Raw genomic sequence first — 18,356 nt, 5'->3', positions numbered from 1 at the left:
ATGCTTCTCTTCAAAGCTTGAAGATAGTGTCTACGGCTGCTTCGGAGCTGGCGTTGCTCACGTCGTCAGCAGCGACGCCGGTAATCTGGAAAACAGGAGATGCGGGATCTACAGGCTGCCCCATGCCGATGTTTGCCTCTCCCTGAATACATTGATCGATCTGGCGGACATTGACCGCGCGAGCCGAGGTCTGTGCCTGCGCCCACTGTATCGGGTCAAAACCGTCGTCGCAGACACGATTGATATCTCCGGCAGCAACTGAACTCGTGGTACCGGCTGGCGCAGTTGTTCGATTGGAAATATTTTCAACTGAATTCTCGGCATTTCTGACGATGCCCTCGGCCTCCTCGAAAGCAAGGTTTACAGCGCGATAATTGGCTGCCATTTTCTCTTGCATTCCAGAAACCTGGATTCCTGCAATGCCGATCAGCGCAAGCAGCACCAATATGATCAGCGCCACATATAAGACTGCACCGCGCTGACGAGTCATTGCCGAATAGTTAATCGCACGATTTCGAGCGAGACGTTTTATCTGCATTATCAGTTACCGAAAAGGCGATTGCGGAGGGCAATGGACAACTCGTAACTGGCACGATAACGTCCATCGTTGTTTGTCGGCGGAACGATCGTGACACCTAGCACGCCCAGTCGATTCGCCTCAACTTGAGTACCTGCAGCTGCTGCCGTCGGACTGCGAGCAAGGATACCGACCTGCACTTGCCCAACGCGACGCCACTGGTTGGCGGCCACCGAATCGGCTCCGGTAGCAACTCCACTAGCCACACGTTGCTCGGTAATATTACCGACAGGCGGAGTTTGGGTCGCGATCGCCGGCGTCGTATCCAATCCATACAGGAATTGTAGGCTTTCTATTCCTTCAACCAACTCCTCGCTGACATATACACCGTTGCTACCCGCGCGAGCGCGCCTTAGCGCGGGCTCTCCGGTATCGGGACTGTTGGCAACGTAATACACCAAGGACTCGGCGCGATAAACCATCGTCTGACCGGTGGGCTGCACAACATAACGCCCGGAAAGATTGACACCACTGGCAGTTACGGACCCTGCAGTTGTGGTACCAGCAAATACATCCGCGTGGGCGCAATCCGCAATTCCAAACAGGGTGGGAGCCGCCACTCCATCGTCGGTCAGGCGTGCCCAACGTGTTGCATTCATCGTCAAGGTGCTGTTGGACCCAGCTGCAGCGATCCCTGTCGCAGGTACGCCTTCGGCAGAAAGATAACGCAATACAATGATGTCGCTGCCCGGCCTCGGCGCGGGGTTTAAGTTCTGAATGGACGCTGGCAGGCCAACTATCGAATTCGCACTGCCACCGATCGTTATTTGATCTTTCGGAGCCGTTCCCGGTGCTTCATAGCCTTGAATTGATACCGAGAAATCCAGAGGACTCCCGCTTCCTGTTGTCGCAGAAAGATTGACCCTGGGATCTCCTTCCCCCTTGACGAATTGCGCTTGATCGTTGACGCACCCAAAGTGGCCCGCCATGCGAATGTCTCGAGCCAGATAGTCAAGCGCAAAACGTCCATTCTCTTGCGCTCGCGAAGCACCTTCGGATAGTTGGGCGGCCGTGCGTGAAGCTGAAAATACTTGGATTACCCCTAATAAAAGAACTAACCCGATCACTAACGCAATCATTAGCTCGATCAATGAAAGGCCAGACATTCGCGAACGCAATTTCATTCCCTTAGATCTCCGTGCGTAACGCAAAGCTGGTCACTGCCTCAGGGTTTTCCTTGTCCCAGCGCTGATCGCCCCAACTGATCGCCACAGTGGCGACCCCATTAACATAGGTAACTGTAGCAGCAGCCTTATCTCCGAGTGCCTTGGCTACCTGACATTGCCATCTTGTTATGTTCTGGCTTACCGATACGGTTTCGCCTGTCGGATATTCACACGCGCCAGTCGCCGTCACGGCCCCAGCAGCGAATGTGGCGGCGGTGTATTGGCCGACCTGATAACGATTGGATCGCATCTGATCGATGAGGTCGTAGGCCAGATTGGTTGCTTGTGTGCGATAGTTAGCGCTTTGGACGAATCGCACATTCATGGTCTGCAGCAGCGCGAATCCAAGCAAGCCAACTGCAAGCACAAGAATGGCAATCAGCACTTCGATTAGGGTGAAGCCTGCTGTAGAACGGCGATGAAAAGAACGGTCTCGGTTCATGTGCACGCCTCTTTTTTGCTGCGGATCTGCCCGGACGCATTGACTGTTAAAGAGCGCTTCAACGGTTGCCCGCCACACTGATCGGGTTGCAACGTGACCTGTTGATCGGCAGCAGCACGGCGTCGTCCCCGCGCATCGAACGCGATGACCGTCCCTGTCGTTGGCCCCTGAACGACCAGCCTTGGATTTCCCAGCGAGTAACGGAGCACGGTTTCGCCTGAGTCATAACTCCCGTTTCCGTTTGCGTCGCTCCAGGCCATCACCCCTGCACTCCAGCTCCCGTTGCAGGCCGTTCCGTTCGCACTGCCACAGATGCCGCTGCCTTGGCCGTTCCGGATGGCTTCGCTTCTGGAAAGCGTGAGCAATGCCATCATTTCGTTATTCGACGCGGCCACCCGATTTGAGCGTAATACGCCTTGGAAACTCGGATACGCGATCGCTGCGGTGATGGCTAGCACCGCAACAGTCACCATGAGTTCGATCAATGTGAATCCGCGCATACGGACGACGGACATCAAGACGCTCCCCAGCGTTGTTGCTGGAGAGCATGAACCTTGACGCACCACCGGACAAGCACTGGACCGACAGGCGGACTGACTGGACCGACAAGCGTCATGCCGCCCCTTGCCGGTACCGTCCTAGGCGACTAAGTCACCACCCGATAACAGGGCCGGTAATCCCCCGAGATCTTCATCCGGCGCTGCTCGACAAAGCCGCGCAACAGCTCGTCCAGGGCCTGCATGATATCTGGGTCGCCGTGGATCTCGAAAGGGCCGAATTCCTCGATGCGGCGCATGCCGTCTTCCTTGACGTTGCCGGCGACGATGCCGGAAAAGGCGCGGCGCAGATCGGCGGCCAGCGCGGGAGCTGGGCGGCCGTGGTGCAGGTCCAGGGCGGCCATGGCCTCGTGGCTGGGTTCGAACGGCTGCTGGTACTCGAGCGGGATGTGCACGGACCAGTTGAAGTAGTACGAGTCCTTGTGATCCTTGCGGTGCGCACGTACCGCGTGGATGCCTTCGGCCATGCGACGCGCCACGGCGACCGGGTCGCCGACGATGATCTCGTAGCGGGAAGCGACAGCTTCGCCTAGGGTGAGCCGGATGAAGCGGTCGATCTGCTCGAAATACGGCGCGGCAATGGTCGGGCCGGTCAGGATCAGCGGGAACGGCAGGTCGGCGTTCTCCTCGCGCAGCAGGATGCCGAGCAGGTAGAGGATTTCTTCTGCCGTGCCGACGCCGCCCGGAAACACAAGGATGCCGTGACCGATACGGACGAAGGCCTCCAGGCGCTTTTCGATATCCGGCATGATCACCAGGTGGTTGACGATCGGGTTCGGCGACTCGGCGGCAATGATGCCCGGCTCTGTCACACCGATGTAGCGCGTGTGATGCTTGCGCTGCTTGGCGTGTGCAATGGTGGCTCCCTTCATCGGGCCCTTCATGGCGCCCGGGCCGCAGCCGGTGCAGATGTCCAGGCCGCGCAGTCCCAGCTCGTAGCCCACCTGCTTGGTATAGAGGTATTCGTCGCGCGAGATGGAATGGCCGCCCCAGCATACGACCAGGTTCGGGTCCGACGGCTGCAGGATACGCGCATTGCGCAGTTGCCCGAACACTGCATTGGTGATGCCTTCGCTGGTATCCAGATCCCCGCGCTGGGCTTCGAGCTCGATCGCCATGTAGGCCAGGTCGCGCACCACGGCGAACAGCAGCTCGGCCACACCCCGGATGATCTCGCCATCGACGAAGGCCATTGCCGGTGCGTTGCTCAGATCGATGCGGATGCCGCGATCCTGCTGGTTCACCTGGATATCGAAATCCGGATACAGGTCGCGCGCGGCGCGCGGGTCGTCCGACGCGCTGCCGCTGGTCAGCACGGCCAGCGCGCAGCGGCGCAACAACTCGTGCATGCCGCCACTGGAGGCATCGCGCAGACGCGCAACTTCTGCCTTGGACAACACATCCAGGCCACCGCGCGGGTAGATCCGCGCATCCACCACCGGCAGCGCCCGTGCTGCCGTACTGCTGAGTTCCATAGCTTGCTCCTGTCGTATCTCAGAACTTTAGCGTACTCACCCGCTCAAAAGAAAACGGCCGGGAGACCCCGGCCGTTTTTGCAAGCTCCGACACGCCGACCAGCTTTAGAACTGGTAGCGGAAGCCCAGCTGCAGCGCCCAGCGGGAGATGCCCTTGTCGTCGTAGATGGTTGACGGATCGGGCGTATTGAAGCGGTAAACGTATTTGCCGGTAGCCGCATCGATGCCGCCGTACTCGACCACGCCACGCATACTCGGGAACGCGTACTCGTCCACACGGCCCCACTTCTTATTCAGCAAGTTACCGACGTTCATCACGTCAAGCCAGATCTGCGCTTTGTTGCCTTCTAAGAAGCCAGGCAACTCCTGCTCGATGTGCAGGTCGAACTGGTTGACCCACGAGTTGCGCACTGCATTGCGCTGTGCAACCTGCCCCTTATGCGACGACAGATATTCATCGTTGTTGACGAAGTTCCAAAACGCAGCCTCTTCCGCCGCCGAACCAAAGCGAACATCACCTGGACCTGTCGGGATGTACAGCAGGTCGTTCAAGCGGCTGTCGCCGTTTGCATCATTATCAAACGTATAGCTGTATGGACGACCACTACGGCCCTGGTAGATCAAGCCGACCTTGGTGGCAAAGTCGCCGAAGAAGTTGTGCTTCCATTGCAACGTTCCCAGAAAGCTGTTGCGGATCTCATAGGCAGAGGTCGCATTGACCTCTTCGTTGGCCTGGAACACCGCAGTATTGCCCAGCTGCGAACCGGAGGTGGAGCTTGTCAGGCCGCTCACTTCGTCGGCATTGGCAAAGGTATAGGCCAGGCTCCAGGACCAATCGCTATCGTTGAACGGCTTATTCAATCCAACGGTCAGGCTCTGGCTGCCACCCTTGCTAGTAGAGCGAGCAATGATCGCATCGTTGTAGCTGCGATAACGATTGCCACGCGGATCGACCGAAATACCCGTAGGCTGAGTACCGTTGATGTTCCAATTGGCAGGATTCAAGCCAGCCTGATTCCAATAGATCTGACGACCGTCCTGACCAACCGCAGTCGGCCCTGTCTGGCTCAGATTCAGCTGTTGGTAGTAAATGGCTTCCTTGACCTTCGTAACGACGCCCTCGACCGAGGCCACTACCCCGTACCAAGGCAACTCGGTGTCGAACGCGAGGTTCGCTTTCCACACAGCAGGTTGACCCAGATCCTTATCGACGAAGTCGACGGACTGAGTGGCACCGTTCAATGTCCCGTTGCCACGCGGCTGGTTGTTGATGTCCGGCGTAAACGCGATACCGTTGCTGTTGACCAGATTTACGCTTGAGAAATTGTAATCGGTGTAAGCCAGACCGGTATTCGAGTAGGGATTGGACAACCACACCGACGCCGCCGCACCTTGGAACAGGCCCACACCACCACGCAACTGCGTGGGACGGTCTGCATCGAAGGTGTAATTGAAACCGAAACGCGGCTGCAGCAGGCCATTGCCATCGATGGTTTCATCATTACGCACGCCGAACGTCGTCGAGGCGGCTGCGTTGTATTGCGGCTTGTTCTTCACCATTGGCTCGTCGTAACGCACACCGAAGGTCAAGGTCAGGTTGCTGTTGACAGCCCACGTATCCTGCAAGAACAGGCCGACATTCTTCATGCCCCACTGCGCGGCGATATCGTCGATGTTTCCGCTAGTGGATTGAGAATAACGGTAGCTGGCCGGCCGATTGTTGCGGTAGTCGGCAATCGAGTTGAAGTTGTACGAACCAAAGACACGCTGAGCAAACAAGTTGAAGATGTCGTTGTCTTCGTAGTCGCCACCAAACTTCAGGGTGTGATCATCCAGATATAGATTGGCAGCAAAGAACGCATTCCACGTCTCAGTACGCAGTGCATTGGCCTGTGTACTCTGCTCGGTACCGAAGTTGACGAAGTTGTTGCCGATCCGGACACCGACAGCCGGCAATTGCGAGGCAGCGTCACGCACCGCGGAATAATCGCGGTAGGAAACCTTTGCTTCGGTAGAGAACTTCTCAGTCCAGTCACTGAACAATTGAGCTGTGTAGGTTTCGAGCTCGAAATTGCGGGTGTAATGGTACGAATTCAGTGACAAGGCGGTCGCGCTGAAGCCATTGAGGTTGGCGGTTTCCTGCTCGGACTTGCCGTAACGAAACGAGGCGCGGTGCTTGTCGCTGATGTTCCAGTCGATCTTGATGCCCTTCTCTTCCGACTCAGAATCAAGTGCCGGCAGCGCCAGCGTTCCGGGATCGAAACCGTAGACATTGCGCGAGATATCGACGATCTCGTCAACCTGTGCCTGGCTCACGCTGACGATATTACTGGCGCCCGAGCCGGTCGGACCGTATCCGGATGCTCCGGTGAATACGCCTTTGCCCTTGTATTTTTCGTAGTTAGCGAAGAAGAACAGCTTGTCCTTGACGACCGGACCGCCCAGGGTCAGGCCATAGGTGGCTTCATTGTCAAACAGCTGTGGGCGGATACCATTCTGGTTTTTGCCGGACCAGTCGTTTTCGCGATAGGTTCCATAAACTGAACCATGAAATTCGTTTGTACCGGACTTGGTCACGGCATTGATGACACCGCCGGTGCCACCGGTGATGGCCACATCGTAGTTGGCAACGTCCACCGAAATTTCGTCGATGACGTCCATCGAGAACGGCTGGCGCGGGGTCGGCAGGCTGTTGGATTCCAGGCCGAAGGCGTCGTTGGTGCTGATGCCGTCAACGCGGATCGCGTTGTAGCGCGGGTTCTGGCCGGCGATGGAGATTTCGTTGCGCGCCTTGTCGGTCTGCGCGACACGCGGATCCAGACGCACATAGTCCTGCAGGTTGCGGTTGATCGACGGCAGCGACTCGATTTCTTCGCGGGTCACGTTGGTGCCGGTGCCCATCTTGTTGGCGCTGAAGATCGCCGAGCCGTAGTTGCCTGCGATCGCCTGCACGGTCCCCAGCGTTGCCAGATCGCCGCCCAAGGCTGCATCGACCTGATTGACCTTGTCCAGGTTCAGGTACACGCCTTCACGCGTGGTGTTGCCCGCGCCGGAAGCGGTAATGGTGATCGTGTACGGCCCACCCACGCGCAGGCCGCGCGCGTTGTAGCGTCCGCTGGCATCGGTGGTGGCGCGGCTGACTGTGCCCGACTCGACGTGGGTGATCGTCACTTCGGCATTCGGTACCGGTTGACCGGCACTGCTGGTGACCACGCCAGCGACGCCGGCAGAGGTGCTCTGAGCGAACACGGGGGCGGCGGCGAGTGCGGCAACAAGGCCAAGCGTCAACTTGGACATGCGGAGACAGCGGGGGTGGGTCATTTCGGTAGCCTCGATACAGGTTGGGCAGTGACAAAAAGGCGCAGTCAGCCCAACCGTTCCCGGGGGTGGGCTGCCGATGATCTGGGGTCCCTTGCCGCGCGGCTGGTTGCTGCCGCAACGGTTAACAACAGATTAACACGCTAAGGCCTGATTGTGACGGCGACGTGACAAAGTTCGCGCAGTGCAACATGAACTTCGCATGTGAAGGCCTAAACGCCAGCTTGCGCAAAGTTGCGTGGCATTTGCGACAGGTGTCGCGCTCTCGAACTAGCTTGTCTGCAACCGGCAGCGTCTGGCTTGAAACACAGCGATGGCTGTCGGAAGCCATCTCCCGCTACGGCCACCTGGCGCCGCCAACCGCTTGCACCATTGCGGGTCAGCACGCCCCCCGGCGCATTCGCAGATCGTCCCCACGCGCCCTGCCCGCTTATCACCGACTGGATTCAGATCGACACTGGCAGCTTGAAGTAAGTCCCCAGGCCATCCAGGAACATCTGCACCGAAATGGCCACCAGCAACATGCCCATCAGGCGCTCGATCGCGGTCAGTGCGCGATGACCGAGCAGTTTGTACAACAGCGGGGCCGAGGCCAGGATGGTGGATGCACCGATCCAGGCGATCATCAGCGCAAGGCTCCAATCCCATAGCCGGGTGGGTTCGTTGCTGCCCATCAGCATCACTGCGGCCATGCCGGACGGGCCGGCCACCAGCGGGATCGCCAGCGGCACGATGAAGGGCTCACCGTCGGGGATCTCGCCCATCAGGCCTTCCGGGCGCGGGAAGATCATGCGGATACCGATGAGAAACAGCACGATGCCGCCGGCGATCGCCACTGACTCCTGGCGCAGATGCATCAGCTCCAGCGCGTACTTGCCGCCCCACAGGAACGCCATCAGCACGAACAGGGCGATCAACAGCTCGCGCGCGAGCACGAAGCGCTGCCGCTTCGGCGGCAGCGGCTTGAGCACGCTGAGAAACACCGGGATGTTGCCCAACGGGTCGAGGATCAGGAACAGCAGCAGCGCCGCCGACAGAATGGTCATGCAGAAGGGCTCCAGATCGCACCGCGGTGCGTGCCACCGGCTGTGGACAACAAGGTGACGCAGGCGGACGCATAGCGCGCGGGGTCCATCGCGTCGCTGTCTTCCTGATGGGTGAAGGCGCGTGCGCGCAAGGCGGTGCGCATCGGGCCGGGCTGCAGTCCGCTGATGCGGACCGGGCCGGCGGCGGTTTCGTGATGCAGGCTGGCGAGCAGGCCACGCTGCGCATGCTGGGCAGCGCCATAGGCACCCCAATACGCCTGGCCAACGCGTGCGGGGTCATCGACGACGAAGACCACCGCCGCATCGACTTGCCGCCGCAGCAGCGGCAGGCAGGCCTGGGTCAACCAGGCGCGCGCAGTGAGGTTGATGTGGAGGTTGCGTGCAAAATCGGCAGGCGCCGCGAGTTCGGCCGGGGTCAAGCCGGCGAAATCGGCAGCGCAGTGCAGCAGGCCGTGCAGGCCGGCGAGCTCGGCCTGCAGCCGCTGCGCCAGCGCGGCGTAGTCGTCCGGCGTGGCGCCGGCCAGATCCAGCGGATACAGCGACGGCTCCGGCCCCAGCTTGGCAACTGCGTCATAGATGCGCTCCAGCGGGCGCAGCTTGCGACCGAGCAATACCACGGTCGCACCGGCGCATGCACACGCCTGCGCCGCAGCGCTCCCCAGGCCGCCGGCTGCACCGGTGATCAGCACCACGCGGCCGGCAAGCGCCGCCGCATCGGGCCGGGCCTGCGCCAGACTCACGGCTGATAGGCCTCACTGACGATGCGCTTGAGCTCGCCGGCTTCGAACAGTTCCAGCGTGATGTCGCAACCGCCGATCAGCTCGCCGTGGATGAACAATTGCGGGAAGGTCGGCCAGTTGGAATAGCGTGGCAGATTGGCGCGCACTTCAGGCTCTTCGAGCACGTTGACCGTGCGCAGCTGGTCGGCGCCGGCAGCGACCAACGCCTGCACCGCGCGGCTGGAAAACCCGCACATCGGAAATTGCGGGGTACCTTTCATGAACAGCACGATCGGGTGTTGTTCGACTTCGGCCTGGATCCGTTCCATCACCGGCATTGGACTCTCCTGACTGGGAGCGGCAGGCCCGACCGCCGGGTCGGATAGACTTCCGCAAAGGCGCGCATTGTAAGCCTTCAGCGCGACCTGTCGCCGCACTCCCTTCGCTGCCCTTGCCATCATGCCGATCGAACACCTTGCATTGCCCTACTCCCGCGCTGCCCTGGAGCCGCATCTTTCCGCCGCCACATTGGAGGCGCACCACGGCATCTGTCACCGCAACGAGGTCGATCGGCTCAATGCGCGCATCGAAGGCAGCGAGTTCGCCGAGCTGACGCTGGAAGACATCATCGCGCAGGCGCAAGGCACGCTGTTCCATCTGGCCGCGCAGGTGTGGAACCACAATTTCTATTGGCAGTGCCTGCGCCCACGCGGCGGCGGCGAGCCACTGGGCCGGCTGGCCGACCGCATCGCCAAATCGTTCGGCGACTTCGTGCATTTCAAGCAGGAATTCAACCGCGTCGCCGTGGGCACCTTCGGCTCGGGCTGGGTGTGGCTGGTGCAGCGTCCGGATGGCGCACTGGCGGTCGTCGCCACGCCGAATGCGTCCACGCCGCTCACCGGGCCGGACACCCCGCTGCTCGCCTGCGACCTGTGGGAGCACGCCTATTACCTGGATTACCGGCAGGACCGCGCGCAGTATCTGGAGGCGTTCTGGAAGTTGATCAACTGGGAGTTCGTGGCCAGCCGGTTGGGCTAGTGGCCCGCGCCGTTGCAACGGGTCAACGATCAGGTGATCCGTTGCAACGGCGCATTTGGAGGCACCGCGCACTGCTGTCCATCTTCGCCACGAATGCACATCAACCAGGCCACGGCAGCGCCACCGATGGTTCTGCGAATTACCCTTCGCTCAAACGCGCGAGCACCGGTTCCACCTGCGCATCACGCTGCAACGCGGTGCCTGCTTCGCTCAATGTCTGTGCAAGCGCCTGCGGCGTCTCGGCGCGCAGCGTGGCGTGGCCGACCTTGCGGCCCTCGCGCGCCTGCTTGCCGTAGTCGTGCCAATGCCCACCGGGCACCGCCAAAAATGCGGCAGCATCCGGCATCGCGCCCAGCCAGTTGAGCATGCAGGCATGCCCGCGCATCGCGGTGCTGCCGAGCGGCAAACCCAGCACCGCGCGCACATGATTTTCGAACTGCGAGGTTTCGGCACCTTCGATGGTCCAGTGCCCGGAGTTGTGCACGCGCGGCGCCATCTCGTTGGCGAGCAGCTGGCCATCGCGCACGAACAGTTCCAGCGCGAAGACGCCCACGTAGTCCAGGCGCTCGGCGATCGCGCGCGCATGCGCCTGTGCCGCAGCCTGCAACCCGGCATCCACACGCGCTGGCGCAAGACTGGCCGAGAGCACGCCGTCCACATGCCAGTTCTCGGTCAGCGGCCAGGCGCGCAATTCGCCGTCGCGCCCACGCACTGCCACCACGCTGACCTCGCGCTCGAACGGCACGAAGGCCTCCACGATCAGCCCGACCTTCTCCGCCTGCGCGCCGAGCGCGTCCCACGCGGCATCGGCATCGGCAAGCGCCTTGATGCGGAACTGGCCCTTGCCGTCGTAGCCGAAGCGACGCGTCTTGAGCACGCACGGCGTGCCGATACGGGCCAATGCGGCGTCGAGTTCTGCACGGTCGTCGATGGCGGCGAATTCGGGCACCGGAATGCCGAGCTCGCGGAACAGGGTTTTTTCGCTGAGCCGGTCCTGCGCCACCGCCAATGCGGCAGCGCTGGGGAACACCGGCACCTGCGCGGCCAACTGCTGCGCGCCGGCGGCCGGCACGTTCTCGAAATCGAAGGTGATCACATCCACCTGTGCGGCGAATGCGGCAAGCGCGGCAGTGTCGTCGAAGGCGCCGACCTGCAGCGGCGCCACCTGCCCTGCGCAGGCATCGGCGGCCGGGTCGAACACCGCAAAGCGCAGGCCCAACGGCGCGCCGGCCAATACCAGCATGCGCGCCAGCTGGCCGCCACCCAGAATGCCGACCGTGGTCATTGGCGCGGGTCGTCGCTGGCCATGACATCGTCGGTCTGCCTGGCGCGGAACTGCTCCAGTGCCTGACCGATCTGCGCCTGCTCCGGTGCCAGCATCGCTGCGGCGAACAAGGCCGCATTCGCCGCGCCGGCATTGCCGATCGCAAACGTCGCCACCGGAATGCCGGCCGGCATCTGCACGATCGACAGCAGCGAATCCATGCCGCTGAGCGCCTTGGACTGTACCGGCACACCGAGCACCGGCACCGCCGTCTTGGCCGCCAGCATGCCCGGCAGATGCGCTGCACCACCGGCACCGGCGATGATCGCGCGCAGACCGCGCTCGCCAGCCTGCTCGGCATAGCTGAACAACACATCCGGTGTGCGGTGCGCCGAGACCACCTTGACTTCGTAAGGCACGCCCAGCGCGTCTAGCTTCTGAGCTGCGTGTTGCATGGTTTCCCAATCGGAACGGGAACCCATCACGATGCCGACCAGCGGCGCGGAGTGGTTGGAGGTCATGGCCCTGCCCTGCGGTAAAGACGTATTCTAGCCATCTTCCACGCAAGACAAGACTTCGATGGATCGCAAACTGCTCGACCTGCTGTGCTCGCCCGACACCCGCCAGCCGCTCTCGCTGCTCGACGGCAAGGGCCTGGAAGCACTCAACACCGCCATCGCCGGCGGAACCCTGCAGCGTGCCGACGGCACCGCGCAGGCACAGCCACTGCGCGAGGCGCTGATCACCCGCGACCGCAAGCAGATCTTCCGCGTCGACGACGGCATTCCGGTGCTGCTGGCCGAAGAAGCCATCGGCACTGCGCAGATCGCCGACTTCCCCGAAAAGTGAATTCTCCCCTGCGCACCACCGTGCCGGAGGCACCACCGGCCGCACTGGTGGACGCCGATGTGGCGCGCGCGCTGGCCGAGGACATCGGCACCGGCGATGTGACCGCAGCGCTGTTGCCCGATCGGGCCGACAGCGCGTATCTGCTGTGCAAGCAGGACGCTGTGATCGCCGGGCGTCCCTGGTTCGACGCCACGCACCGCGCGCTCGATCCGCGGGTGCGGATCGACTGGCAGGTGCACGAAGGCCAGCACGTCGCCGCAGGCACGGTGTTGGCGCTGCTGCATGGCCGCAGCCGCAGCCTGGTCAGCGCCGAGCGCACCTCGCTCAACTTCCTGCAGACGCTGTCGGCCACCGCGACCGCCACCGCTGCATACGTCGCTGCCGTGGCCGGCACCGGCACGCGCATTCTGGATACGCGCAAGACGCTGCCGGGCCTGCGCGCCGCGCAGAAGTACGCCGTGCGCTGCGGCGGTGGCGACAATCACCGCATCGGCCTGTTCGACACGGTGATGCTCAAGGAAAACCATATCCGCACCGCCGGGTCGCTGAGCGCCGCCGTGCATGCCGCACGTGCGCAGCAACCGCAGTTGCCGCTGGTGGTCGAGGTGGAAACGCTGGAGCAGTTGCGCGAAGCCTTGCAGGTCGGCTGCACGCGCATCCTGATCGACGATTTCGACCCGGCAATGCGTCGCGACGCGGTGCGCATCGTTGCCACCCTGCCGCGAGAACAACGCATTCCGCTGGAAGTCTCCGGCAGCGTGGATCTGGTCGGCATTGCCGCCATTGCGGCCGATGGCGTGGATTGCATCTCCATCGGCGGGCTCACCAAGCACGTGCACGCGGTCGATCTGTCGCTCAAACTGGGCCCGCCGCCGCGCTGATTTCACGCTTGCCCGCAGCCGGCTCTGTCAGCCTGCTGCGATTGTTCTGTGCAGGATCTGCGATGACTGGAAAACCTTGGCCGTGGCTCTATCTGGTGTTGGCGGCATGGGGCGGCACCGCGGCCGCCGCGGAAGTCTGCGATGTGCCCCCGCGCTTCGGCACCAGCCCTGCGGCAATCGCCATCGTGCGCAGCGCCTGCAACGAGCATCGCCTGTGGCAGCACCCGTTTATCGATGCCAAGGGCCGTCTGGCTAGTCTGGGCGTGACCGAAGCCGAATCGGGCTATCTGGCCGACCACGGCGTGGTCGCCTGGCAACGCGTGGCCGGTTACTGGCGCGACAGCGGCACGCTGGCATCGATGGGCGGCCGCCCCGGCGCATCGAGCTGCGCGGCACTGGATGGCACGCGCTACACCGCCAGCGATTGTCGTGCGTTCCTGGTCGACAACCCGTGGTCGGCCGCCTTCATCTCCTGGGTGATGACGCAGGCCGGCCTGAGCGGTTTCCATCGCTCTGCACGCCATCTGGATTACATCCGCAGCGCCTACAACGATGGCGCCAGCGGCCCGTACCAGTTCACCGACCCGGCGGTGGAAAAGCCCGCCCCCGGCGATCTGCTGTGCCTGCTGCGCGGGCGTAGCGCTGCGCTCGGCTACGCCGGCCTCAAGGCCGGGCTTGGCGGCAGCGCGCCGATGCCGTGGCAATCGCATTGCGATGTGGTGGTGGCTGCCAACGTCGGTGGCGATCGCACCCTGTATCTGATCGGCGGCAATGTGTTCAATACGGTGATGATGCGCAAGATGCCGCTGGACCGCGCCGGCCGCATGGAGTTGCCGACACCGCAGTCCGACGGCAGCCAGGACCAGAGCGAGGACGGCTTGGGCATCGCCAGCGAGTGCACGCCGGCACACGAAGAACTCTGCGATTTCAATCGACGCGACTGGGCGGCCCTGTTGAAGCTGCGTCCGGATGCGGTATTGACCGCACCACCGCCGGTCGAGCAGTTGCCTTCGCCAACCACCTTGCCCACGCACCAGACGATGCCGCCGGGTTTCCCACGCGTGGTGCCGCCGCGTCCGGAAGCACAGCCCGAGCCGAAACAACAGCCCAGGTAAGCAGGGCTCAAAGCCCCTCTCACGTCGGGAGAGGGGTTGGGGTGAGGGTACGAAGGCGAAGCCCCAGCCTTGGTTCAACCGTAGGACGCTTCGCCCTTACCCTCATACGTCCGGAGAAGGATCAAGTCACGCGCCATTGCCGGACAGCCAACGAAAAAGCGGGCCGAAGCCCGCTTTTTCGTGACACGTCAAACAGTGACAGTTACTCGGCAGACGCCGGCAGGCCTTCGCCTTCTTCCACTGCCTTGATCGACAGACGGATACGGCCCTGCTTGTCCACTTCCAGCACCTTGACGCGGACCAGATCGCCTTCCTTCAGCTTGTCGCCGACCTTTTCCACGCGCTCGCTGGAGATCTGCGAGACGTGCACCAGGCCGTCCTTGCCCGGCAGGATGGTGACGAACGCACCGAAGTCCATGATCTTGGCGACCTTGCCTTCGTAGATGCGGCCCGGCTCCACGTCCGAGGTGATCTGCTCGATGCGCGACTTCGCAGCTTGCGCAGCAATGGCGTTGACCGAGGCGATGATGATCGTGCCGTCGTCCTGGATGTCGATCTGGGTACCGGTTTCCTTGGTGATGGCCTGGATGGTCGAACCACCCTTGCCTATCACTTCGCGGATCTTGTCCGGGTGGATCTTGATGGTCAGCAGACGCGGCGCGTAATCGCTCAGCTCCAGACGCGGGGTGGTCAGGGCATGCGCCATCTCGCCGAGGATGTGCAGACGGCCGGCCTTGGCCTGCTGCAATGCCTGCTTCATGATCTCTTCGGTGATGCCTTCGATCTTGATGTCCATCTGCAGCGCGGACACGCCTTCGGCAGTACCGGCCACCTTGAAGTCCATGTCGCCCAGGTGATCTTCATCGCCCAGGATGTCCGACAGCACGACGAAGTCGTTGCCTTCCTTGACCAGACCCATCGCGATACCGGCGACCGGCGCCTCGATCGGCACACCGGCGTCCATCAGCGCCAGCGAGCTGCCGCAGACCGATGCCATCGAAGACGAACCGTTGGACTCGGTGATTTCCGAGACCACGCGGATGGTGTACGGGAACTCTTCCAGGCTCGGCATCACCGCCAGCACGCCGCGCTTGGCCAGACGGCCATGGCCGATCTCGCGACGCTTCGGCGCACCGAAGCGACCGCACTCGCCCACCGAGTACGGAGGGAAGTTGTAATGGAACAGGAAGTTCTCTTTGTACTCGCCCGAGACAGCGTCGATGACCTGACCGTCGCGTGCGGTGCCGAGCGTGGTGATCACGATGGCCTGGGTCTCGCCGCGGGTGAACAGCGCCGAGCCATGGGTACGCGGCAGCACGCCGGCCTTTGCGCTGATCGGACGCACGGTATCCAGTGCACGGCCGTCGATGCGCACCTTGGTGCTCAGCACCGAGCCGCGCATGGTCTGGTATTCCAGTTCGCCGAATTCCTTGGACAGATCACCGGCAGCCCAGCCTTCGATCGTGGCGCGCGGTGCCAGCGCACCCAGCACGTCCTTCTTGATCGCCGAAATCGCATCGCGGCGCTGCAGCTTGTCGCGCACCTGGAAGGCCGAAGCGAGCTGCTCGCCCACTGCTTCCTTCAGCGCGGCGATCATGCCGTCGTTCTTGGCCGGAGCCACCCAGTCGGACGGCTTGGTGCCGGCTTCGACGGTCAGCTCGTTGATGATATTGATGACCTTCTGCATCTCGCGATGGCCGAACGTCACCGCGCCCAGCATCACTTCTTCCGACAGCAGCTCGGCTTCGGACTCGACCATCAGCACCGCATTGGCGGTACCGGCCACGACCAGCTCCAGCTGCGAATCCTTCAGCTCGGTCACGGTCGGGTTGAGGATGTATTCGCCATTCTTGTAACCGACCTTCGCCGCAGCGATCGGGCCGTTGAACGGAGTGCCGGCCAGCGACAGCGCGGCCGATGCGCCGATCAGCGCGGCGATATCGCCGTCGATGTCCGGGTTCATCGACATCACGGTGGCGATGATCTGCACTTCGTTCTTGTAGTCCTCGGGGAACAGCGGACGGATCGGGCGATCGATCAGGCGCGAGATCAACGTTTCCTTCTCGGTCGCACGTCCTTCGCGCTTGAAGAAGCCGCCCGGGATGCGGCCGCCGGCGTAGAACTTCTCCTGGTAATCAACCGTCAGAGGAAAGAAGTCCTGTCCTTCGCGCGCGCTCTTGGCGGCGACGGCGGTGACCAGCAGTACGGTGTCGTCGAACTTGACGATGACGGCGCCGCCTGCCTGGCGAGCGATTTCGCCCGTCTCCAGGGTGACGGTGTGCTTGCCGTACTGGAAGGTTTTGGTGATTTTTGCCACGGAGGTTTTTCCCTTAGGTGTTGCTGTCTTCGTTGGACCGTCGTCGACCCATGCCGAGAACGGGCGGCCGGGAGGCTCCGGCCCATGAACCACATGCTGCAGATAACGTGATGCGAATGACCAAAACAAAGCCGCGGCGCATCGCTGCGCCGCGGCGGTGTGACTCGATTAGCGGCGCAGGCCGAGCTTCTCGATCAAGGACTTGTAACGCTCGTTGTCCTTCTTCTTCAGGTAGTCGAGCAGGCTGCGACGGCGGTTGACCATCTGCAGCAAGCCACGACGGCTGTGGTGATCCTTCTTGTGGGTCTTGAAGTGGCCGGTCAGCAGCTCGATGCGCGCGGTCAGCAGGGCGACCTGCACTTCCGGCGAACCGGTGTCCTGTGCGCTGCGCTTGTTGTCTTCAATAACTTTCTGGGTGTCGACGGACATGATGTTTACTCGATAGATGCGTGGTCGGCAGGAACGTGCATGACGCACCGCCGGACTCGCCGTTTGCTAGGGATGAGCGCGCTTGGCGCTGGAGGTGCCCCGATCGGGGCCGCAAAATTGTAACGTCGTGCGGGCCCGGGAACAAGTTGACCAAAACTTAACAAGCTACGGCGTCGTTCAGTCCATTGAATAGACGCTGCGGCGACAAACGCCCCTCCGCGTCCACCAGGCCTAGCCCTGAGGGGATTCCGTCTGGTCCGAACACGGCCACCTGGCCGGTCGGAAATGCAGCATCGCGCAGGCGCTGGCCCATGCGAAAACGTGCCGCATGTGTCGCATCGAGCACGATCCGCGCAAAATCGGCCAGTCCGGCCTCGATCGGCAACAACAGCGCCTGCGCGTCGGTGCCCGCCTCCAGGACTGCCGACAACGCCTCCAGCGTGATCATCTGCGGCGCGCGAAACGGCTCGACCCAGAGCCGGCGCAGCGAGGCGATATGCGCACCGCAGCCAAGCACCTCGCCCAGATCGCGCGCCAGGCTGCGGATGTAGGTGCCCGAGCCGCAGGTCACGCGCAACTGCAGCCGCGGCGCTGCATAACCGAGTACCTCGATCGCATGCACATCGACCTCGCGCACCGGCGCGGCGATCACTTCGCCCCGGCGCGCCTTGGCATACAGCGGCTCGCCGCCCTGCTTGAGCGCGGAATAGATCGGCGCTTGTTGGCGGATACGGCCGATGAAGGGCATCAGCGCTGCACGCAGCGCGTCTTCGCCCAGTGCCGGCACCGCACGCTCGCGCAACATCTGGCCATCGGCATCGTCGGTATCGGTGGTGACACCTAGCACGATCTCGGCGTCGTAGGCCTTGGCCGCACCGAGCAGCAGGCCGGCAATCTTGGTGGCCTCGCCCAGACACAGCGGCAGCAAGCCGGTGGCCAGCGGGTCCAGGCTGCCGGTGTGGCCGCCCTTTTCGGCACGCAACAAGCGGCGCGCGGACTGCAAGGCCGTGTTGGAGCTGACTCCAGCCGGCTTGTCGAGCAACAGGATGCCGTGCAACGGGCGATAGACGATACGGGGTTTCAACAGATCGGTGCTCGAATCGGGCACTGTGCGCGCCCGTTGAAATCAGGGCCGCTGATCGACAGGCGGCCGGCCGGCAGCG

18 protein-coding genes are annotated in these 18,356 nt (G+C 62.5%); 4 read left to right on the top strand and 14 right to left on the bottom strand.

Annotated elements, in window-relative coordinates:
• Positions 1-10: 10 nt before the first annotated feature.
• The 9 genes from XarjCFBP7645_RS07285 to grxD form a co-directional block, all read right to left on the bottom strand.
• Complete coding sequence (locus XarjCFBP7645_RS07285; protein WP_258079520.1) at positions 11-490, bottom strand: pilus assembly PilX family protein; 480 nt, start codon at positions 488-490, stop codon at positions 11-13.
• A gap of 50 nt (positions 491-540) precedes the next feature.
• Positions 541-1,701, bottom strand: a complete 1,161-nt coding sequence (locus tag XarjCFBP7645_RS07280) for a PilW family protein (protein WP_046343307.1) — start codon at positions 1,699-1,701, stop codon at positions 541-543.
• Between the two features lie 4 nt (positions 1,702-1,705).
• The gene (gene pilV, locus XarjCFBP7645_RS07275) at positions 1,706-2,185 is read right to left on the bottom strand and encodes a type IV pilus modification protein PilV (protein WP_046343309.1); all 480 of its coding nucleotides are present in this window, start codon (positions 2,183-2,185) and stop codon (positions 1,706-1,708) included.
• Entirely contained in the window at positions 2,182-2,700 is a 519-nt protein-coding gene (locus XarjCFBP7645_RS07270; RefSeq protein ID WP_046343312.1) for a GspH/FimT family pseudopilin, read from the bottom strand. Before XarjCFBP7645_RS07270 ends, pilV begins: the two co-directional genes overlap by 4 nt.
• 131 nt (positions 2,701-2,831) lie before the next feature.
• The gene (gene ppnN, locus XarjCFBP7645_RS07265; RefSeq protein ID WP_104536873.1) at positions 2,832-4,217 is read right to left on the bottom strand and encodes a nucleotide 5'-monophosphate nucleosidase PpnN; all 1,386 of its coding nucleotides are present in this window, start codon (positions 4,215-4,217) and stop codon (positions 2,832-2,834) included.
• Between the two features lie 105 nt (positions 4,218-4,322).
• Positions 4,323-7,538 (bottom strand): TonB-dependent receptor, encoded by a 3,216-nt coding sequence (locus XarjCFBP7645_RS07260; protein WP_104536871.1) that lies wholly within the window; start codon positions 7,536-7,538, stop codon positions 4,323-4,325.
• Positions 7,539-7,981: 443 nt separating this feature from the next.
• Positions 7,982-8,581, bottom strand: coding sequence for a YhgN family NAAT transporter (locus tag XarjCFBP7645_RS07255; protein ID WP_006450537.1), 600 nt, complete (start codon positions 8,579-8,581; stop codon positions 7,982-7,984).
• On the bottom strand, positions 8,578-9,321 hold the full coding sequence (locus XarjCFBP7645_RS07250; RefSeq protein WP_104536869.1) for an SDR family NAD(P)-dependent oxidoreductase: 744 nt from the start codon (positions 9,319-9,321) through the stop codon (positions 8,578-8,580). The genes XarjCFBP7645_RS07255 and XarjCFBP7645_RS07250 overlap by 4 nt, the downstream gene beginning before the upstream one ends.
• Positions 9,318-9,638 (bottom strand): Grx4 family monothiol glutaredoxin, encoded by a 321-nt coding sequence (gene grxD / locus XarjCFBP7645_RS07245; RefSeq protein ID WP_006450539.1) that lies wholly within the window; start codon positions 9,636-9,638, stop codon positions 9,318-9,320. The genes XarjCFBP7645_RS07250 and grxD overlap by 4 nt, the downstream gene beginning before the upstream one ends.
• 121 nt (positions 9,639-9,759) lie before the next feature.
• On the opposite strand from grxD, the gene XarjCFBP7645_RS07240 reads away from it, so the two are divergent.
• A complete protein-coding gene (locus tag XarjCFBP7645_RS07240) occupies positions 9,760-10,338 on the top strand; it encodes a superoxide dismutase (RefSeq protein ID WP_104536867.1) in 579 nt (192 codons plus the stop codon).
• A 139-nt stretch (positions 10,339-10,477) separates the two neighbouring features.
• On the opposite strand, the gene XarjCFBP7645_RS07235 is transcribed toward XarjCFBP7645_RS07240, so the two are convergent.
• Positions 10,478-11,623: a 5-(carboxyamino)imidazole ribonucleotide synthase gene (locus XarjCFBP7645_RS07235; protein WP_104536865.1), complete on the bottom strand. Its 1,146-nt coding sequence runs from the start codon at positions 11,621-11,623 to the stop codon at positions 10,478-10,480.
• Positions 11,620-12,123 (bottom strand): 5-(carboxyamino)imidazole ribonucleotide mutase, encoded by a 504-nt coding sequence (gene purE / locus XarjCFBP7645_RS07230; RefSeq protein ID WP_104536863.1) that lies wholly within the window; start codon positions 12,121-12,123, stop codon positions 11,620-11,622. Before purE ends, XarjCFBP7645_RS07235 begins: the two co-directional genes overlap by 4 nt.
• 58 nt (positions 12,124-12,181) lie before the next feature.
• Here purE and XarjCFBP7645_RS07225 point away from each other — a divergent pair, with 58 nt between their 5' ends.
• The 3 genes from XarjCFBP7645_RS07225 (at position 12,182) to XarjCFBP7645_RS07215 (ending at position 14,447) form a co-directional block, all read left to right on the top strand.
• The gene (locus XarjCFBP7645_RS07225) at positions 12,182-12,451 is read left to right on the top strand and encodes a Trm112 family protein (protein ID WP_016901089.1); all 270 of its coding nucleotides are present in this window, start codon (positions 12,182-12,184) and stop codon (positions 12,449-12,451) included.
• Complete coding sequence (nadC, locus tag XarjCFBP7645_RS07220) at positions 12,448-13,332, top strand: carboxylating nicotinate-nucleotide diphosphorylase (RefSeq protein ID WP_104536861.1); 885 nt, start codon at positions 12,448-12,450, stop codon at positions 13,330-13,332. The genes XarjCFBP7645_RS07225 and nadC overlap by 4 nt, the downstream gene beginning before the upstream one ends.
• Before the next feature lie 62 nt (positions 13,333-13,394).
• Positions 13,395-14,447 (top strand): DUF2272 domain-containing protein, encoded by a 1,053-nt coding sequence (locus XarjCFBP7645_RS07215; RefSeq protein WP_104536859.1) that lies wholly within the window; start codon positions 13,395-13,397, stop codon positions 14,445-14,447.
• A 202-nt stretch (positions 14,448-14,649) separates the two neighbouring features.
• On the opposite strand, the gene pnp is transcribed toward XarjCFBP7645_RS07215, so the two are convergent.
• The 3 genes from pnp to truB all read right to left on the bottom strand — a co-directional run bounded on the left by pnp (position 14,650) and on the right by truB (position 18,277).
• A complete protein-coding gene (pnp, locus tag XarjCFBP7645_RS07210; RefSeq protein WP_104536857.1) occupies positions 14,650-16,764 on the bottom strand; it encodes a polyribonucleotide nucleotidyltransferase in 2,115 nt (704 codons plus the stop codon).
• A 168-nt stretch (positions 16,765-16,932) separates the two neighbouring features.
• Positions 16,933-17,193: a 30S ribosomal protein S15 gene (rpsO, locus tag XarjCFBP7645_RS07205; protein ID WP_003485583.1), complete on the bottom strand. Its 261-nt coding sequence runs from the start codon at positions 17,191-17,193 to the stop codon at positions 16,933-16,935.
• 157 nt (positions 17,194-17,350) lie between these two features.
• Complete coding sequence (gene truB, locus XarjCFBP7645_RS07200) at positions 17,351-18,277, bottom strand: tRNA pseudouridine(55) synthase TruB (RefSeq protein ID WP_104537849.1); 927 nt, start codon at positions 18,275-18,277, stop codon at positions 17,351-17,353.
• Between the last annotated feature and the right edge of the window lie 79 nt (positions 18,278-18,356).

This window comes from Xanthomonas arboricola (genome assembly GCF_002940665.1).
GTDB classification, from domain to species: Bacteria; Pseudomonadota; Gammaproteobacteria; order Xanthomonadales; family Xanthomonadaceae; genus Xanthomonas; species Xanthomonas arboricola_B.
Note: the sequence above shows the minus strand (reverse complement) of the source record. Positions and strands in the feature narration are given on the sequence as shown.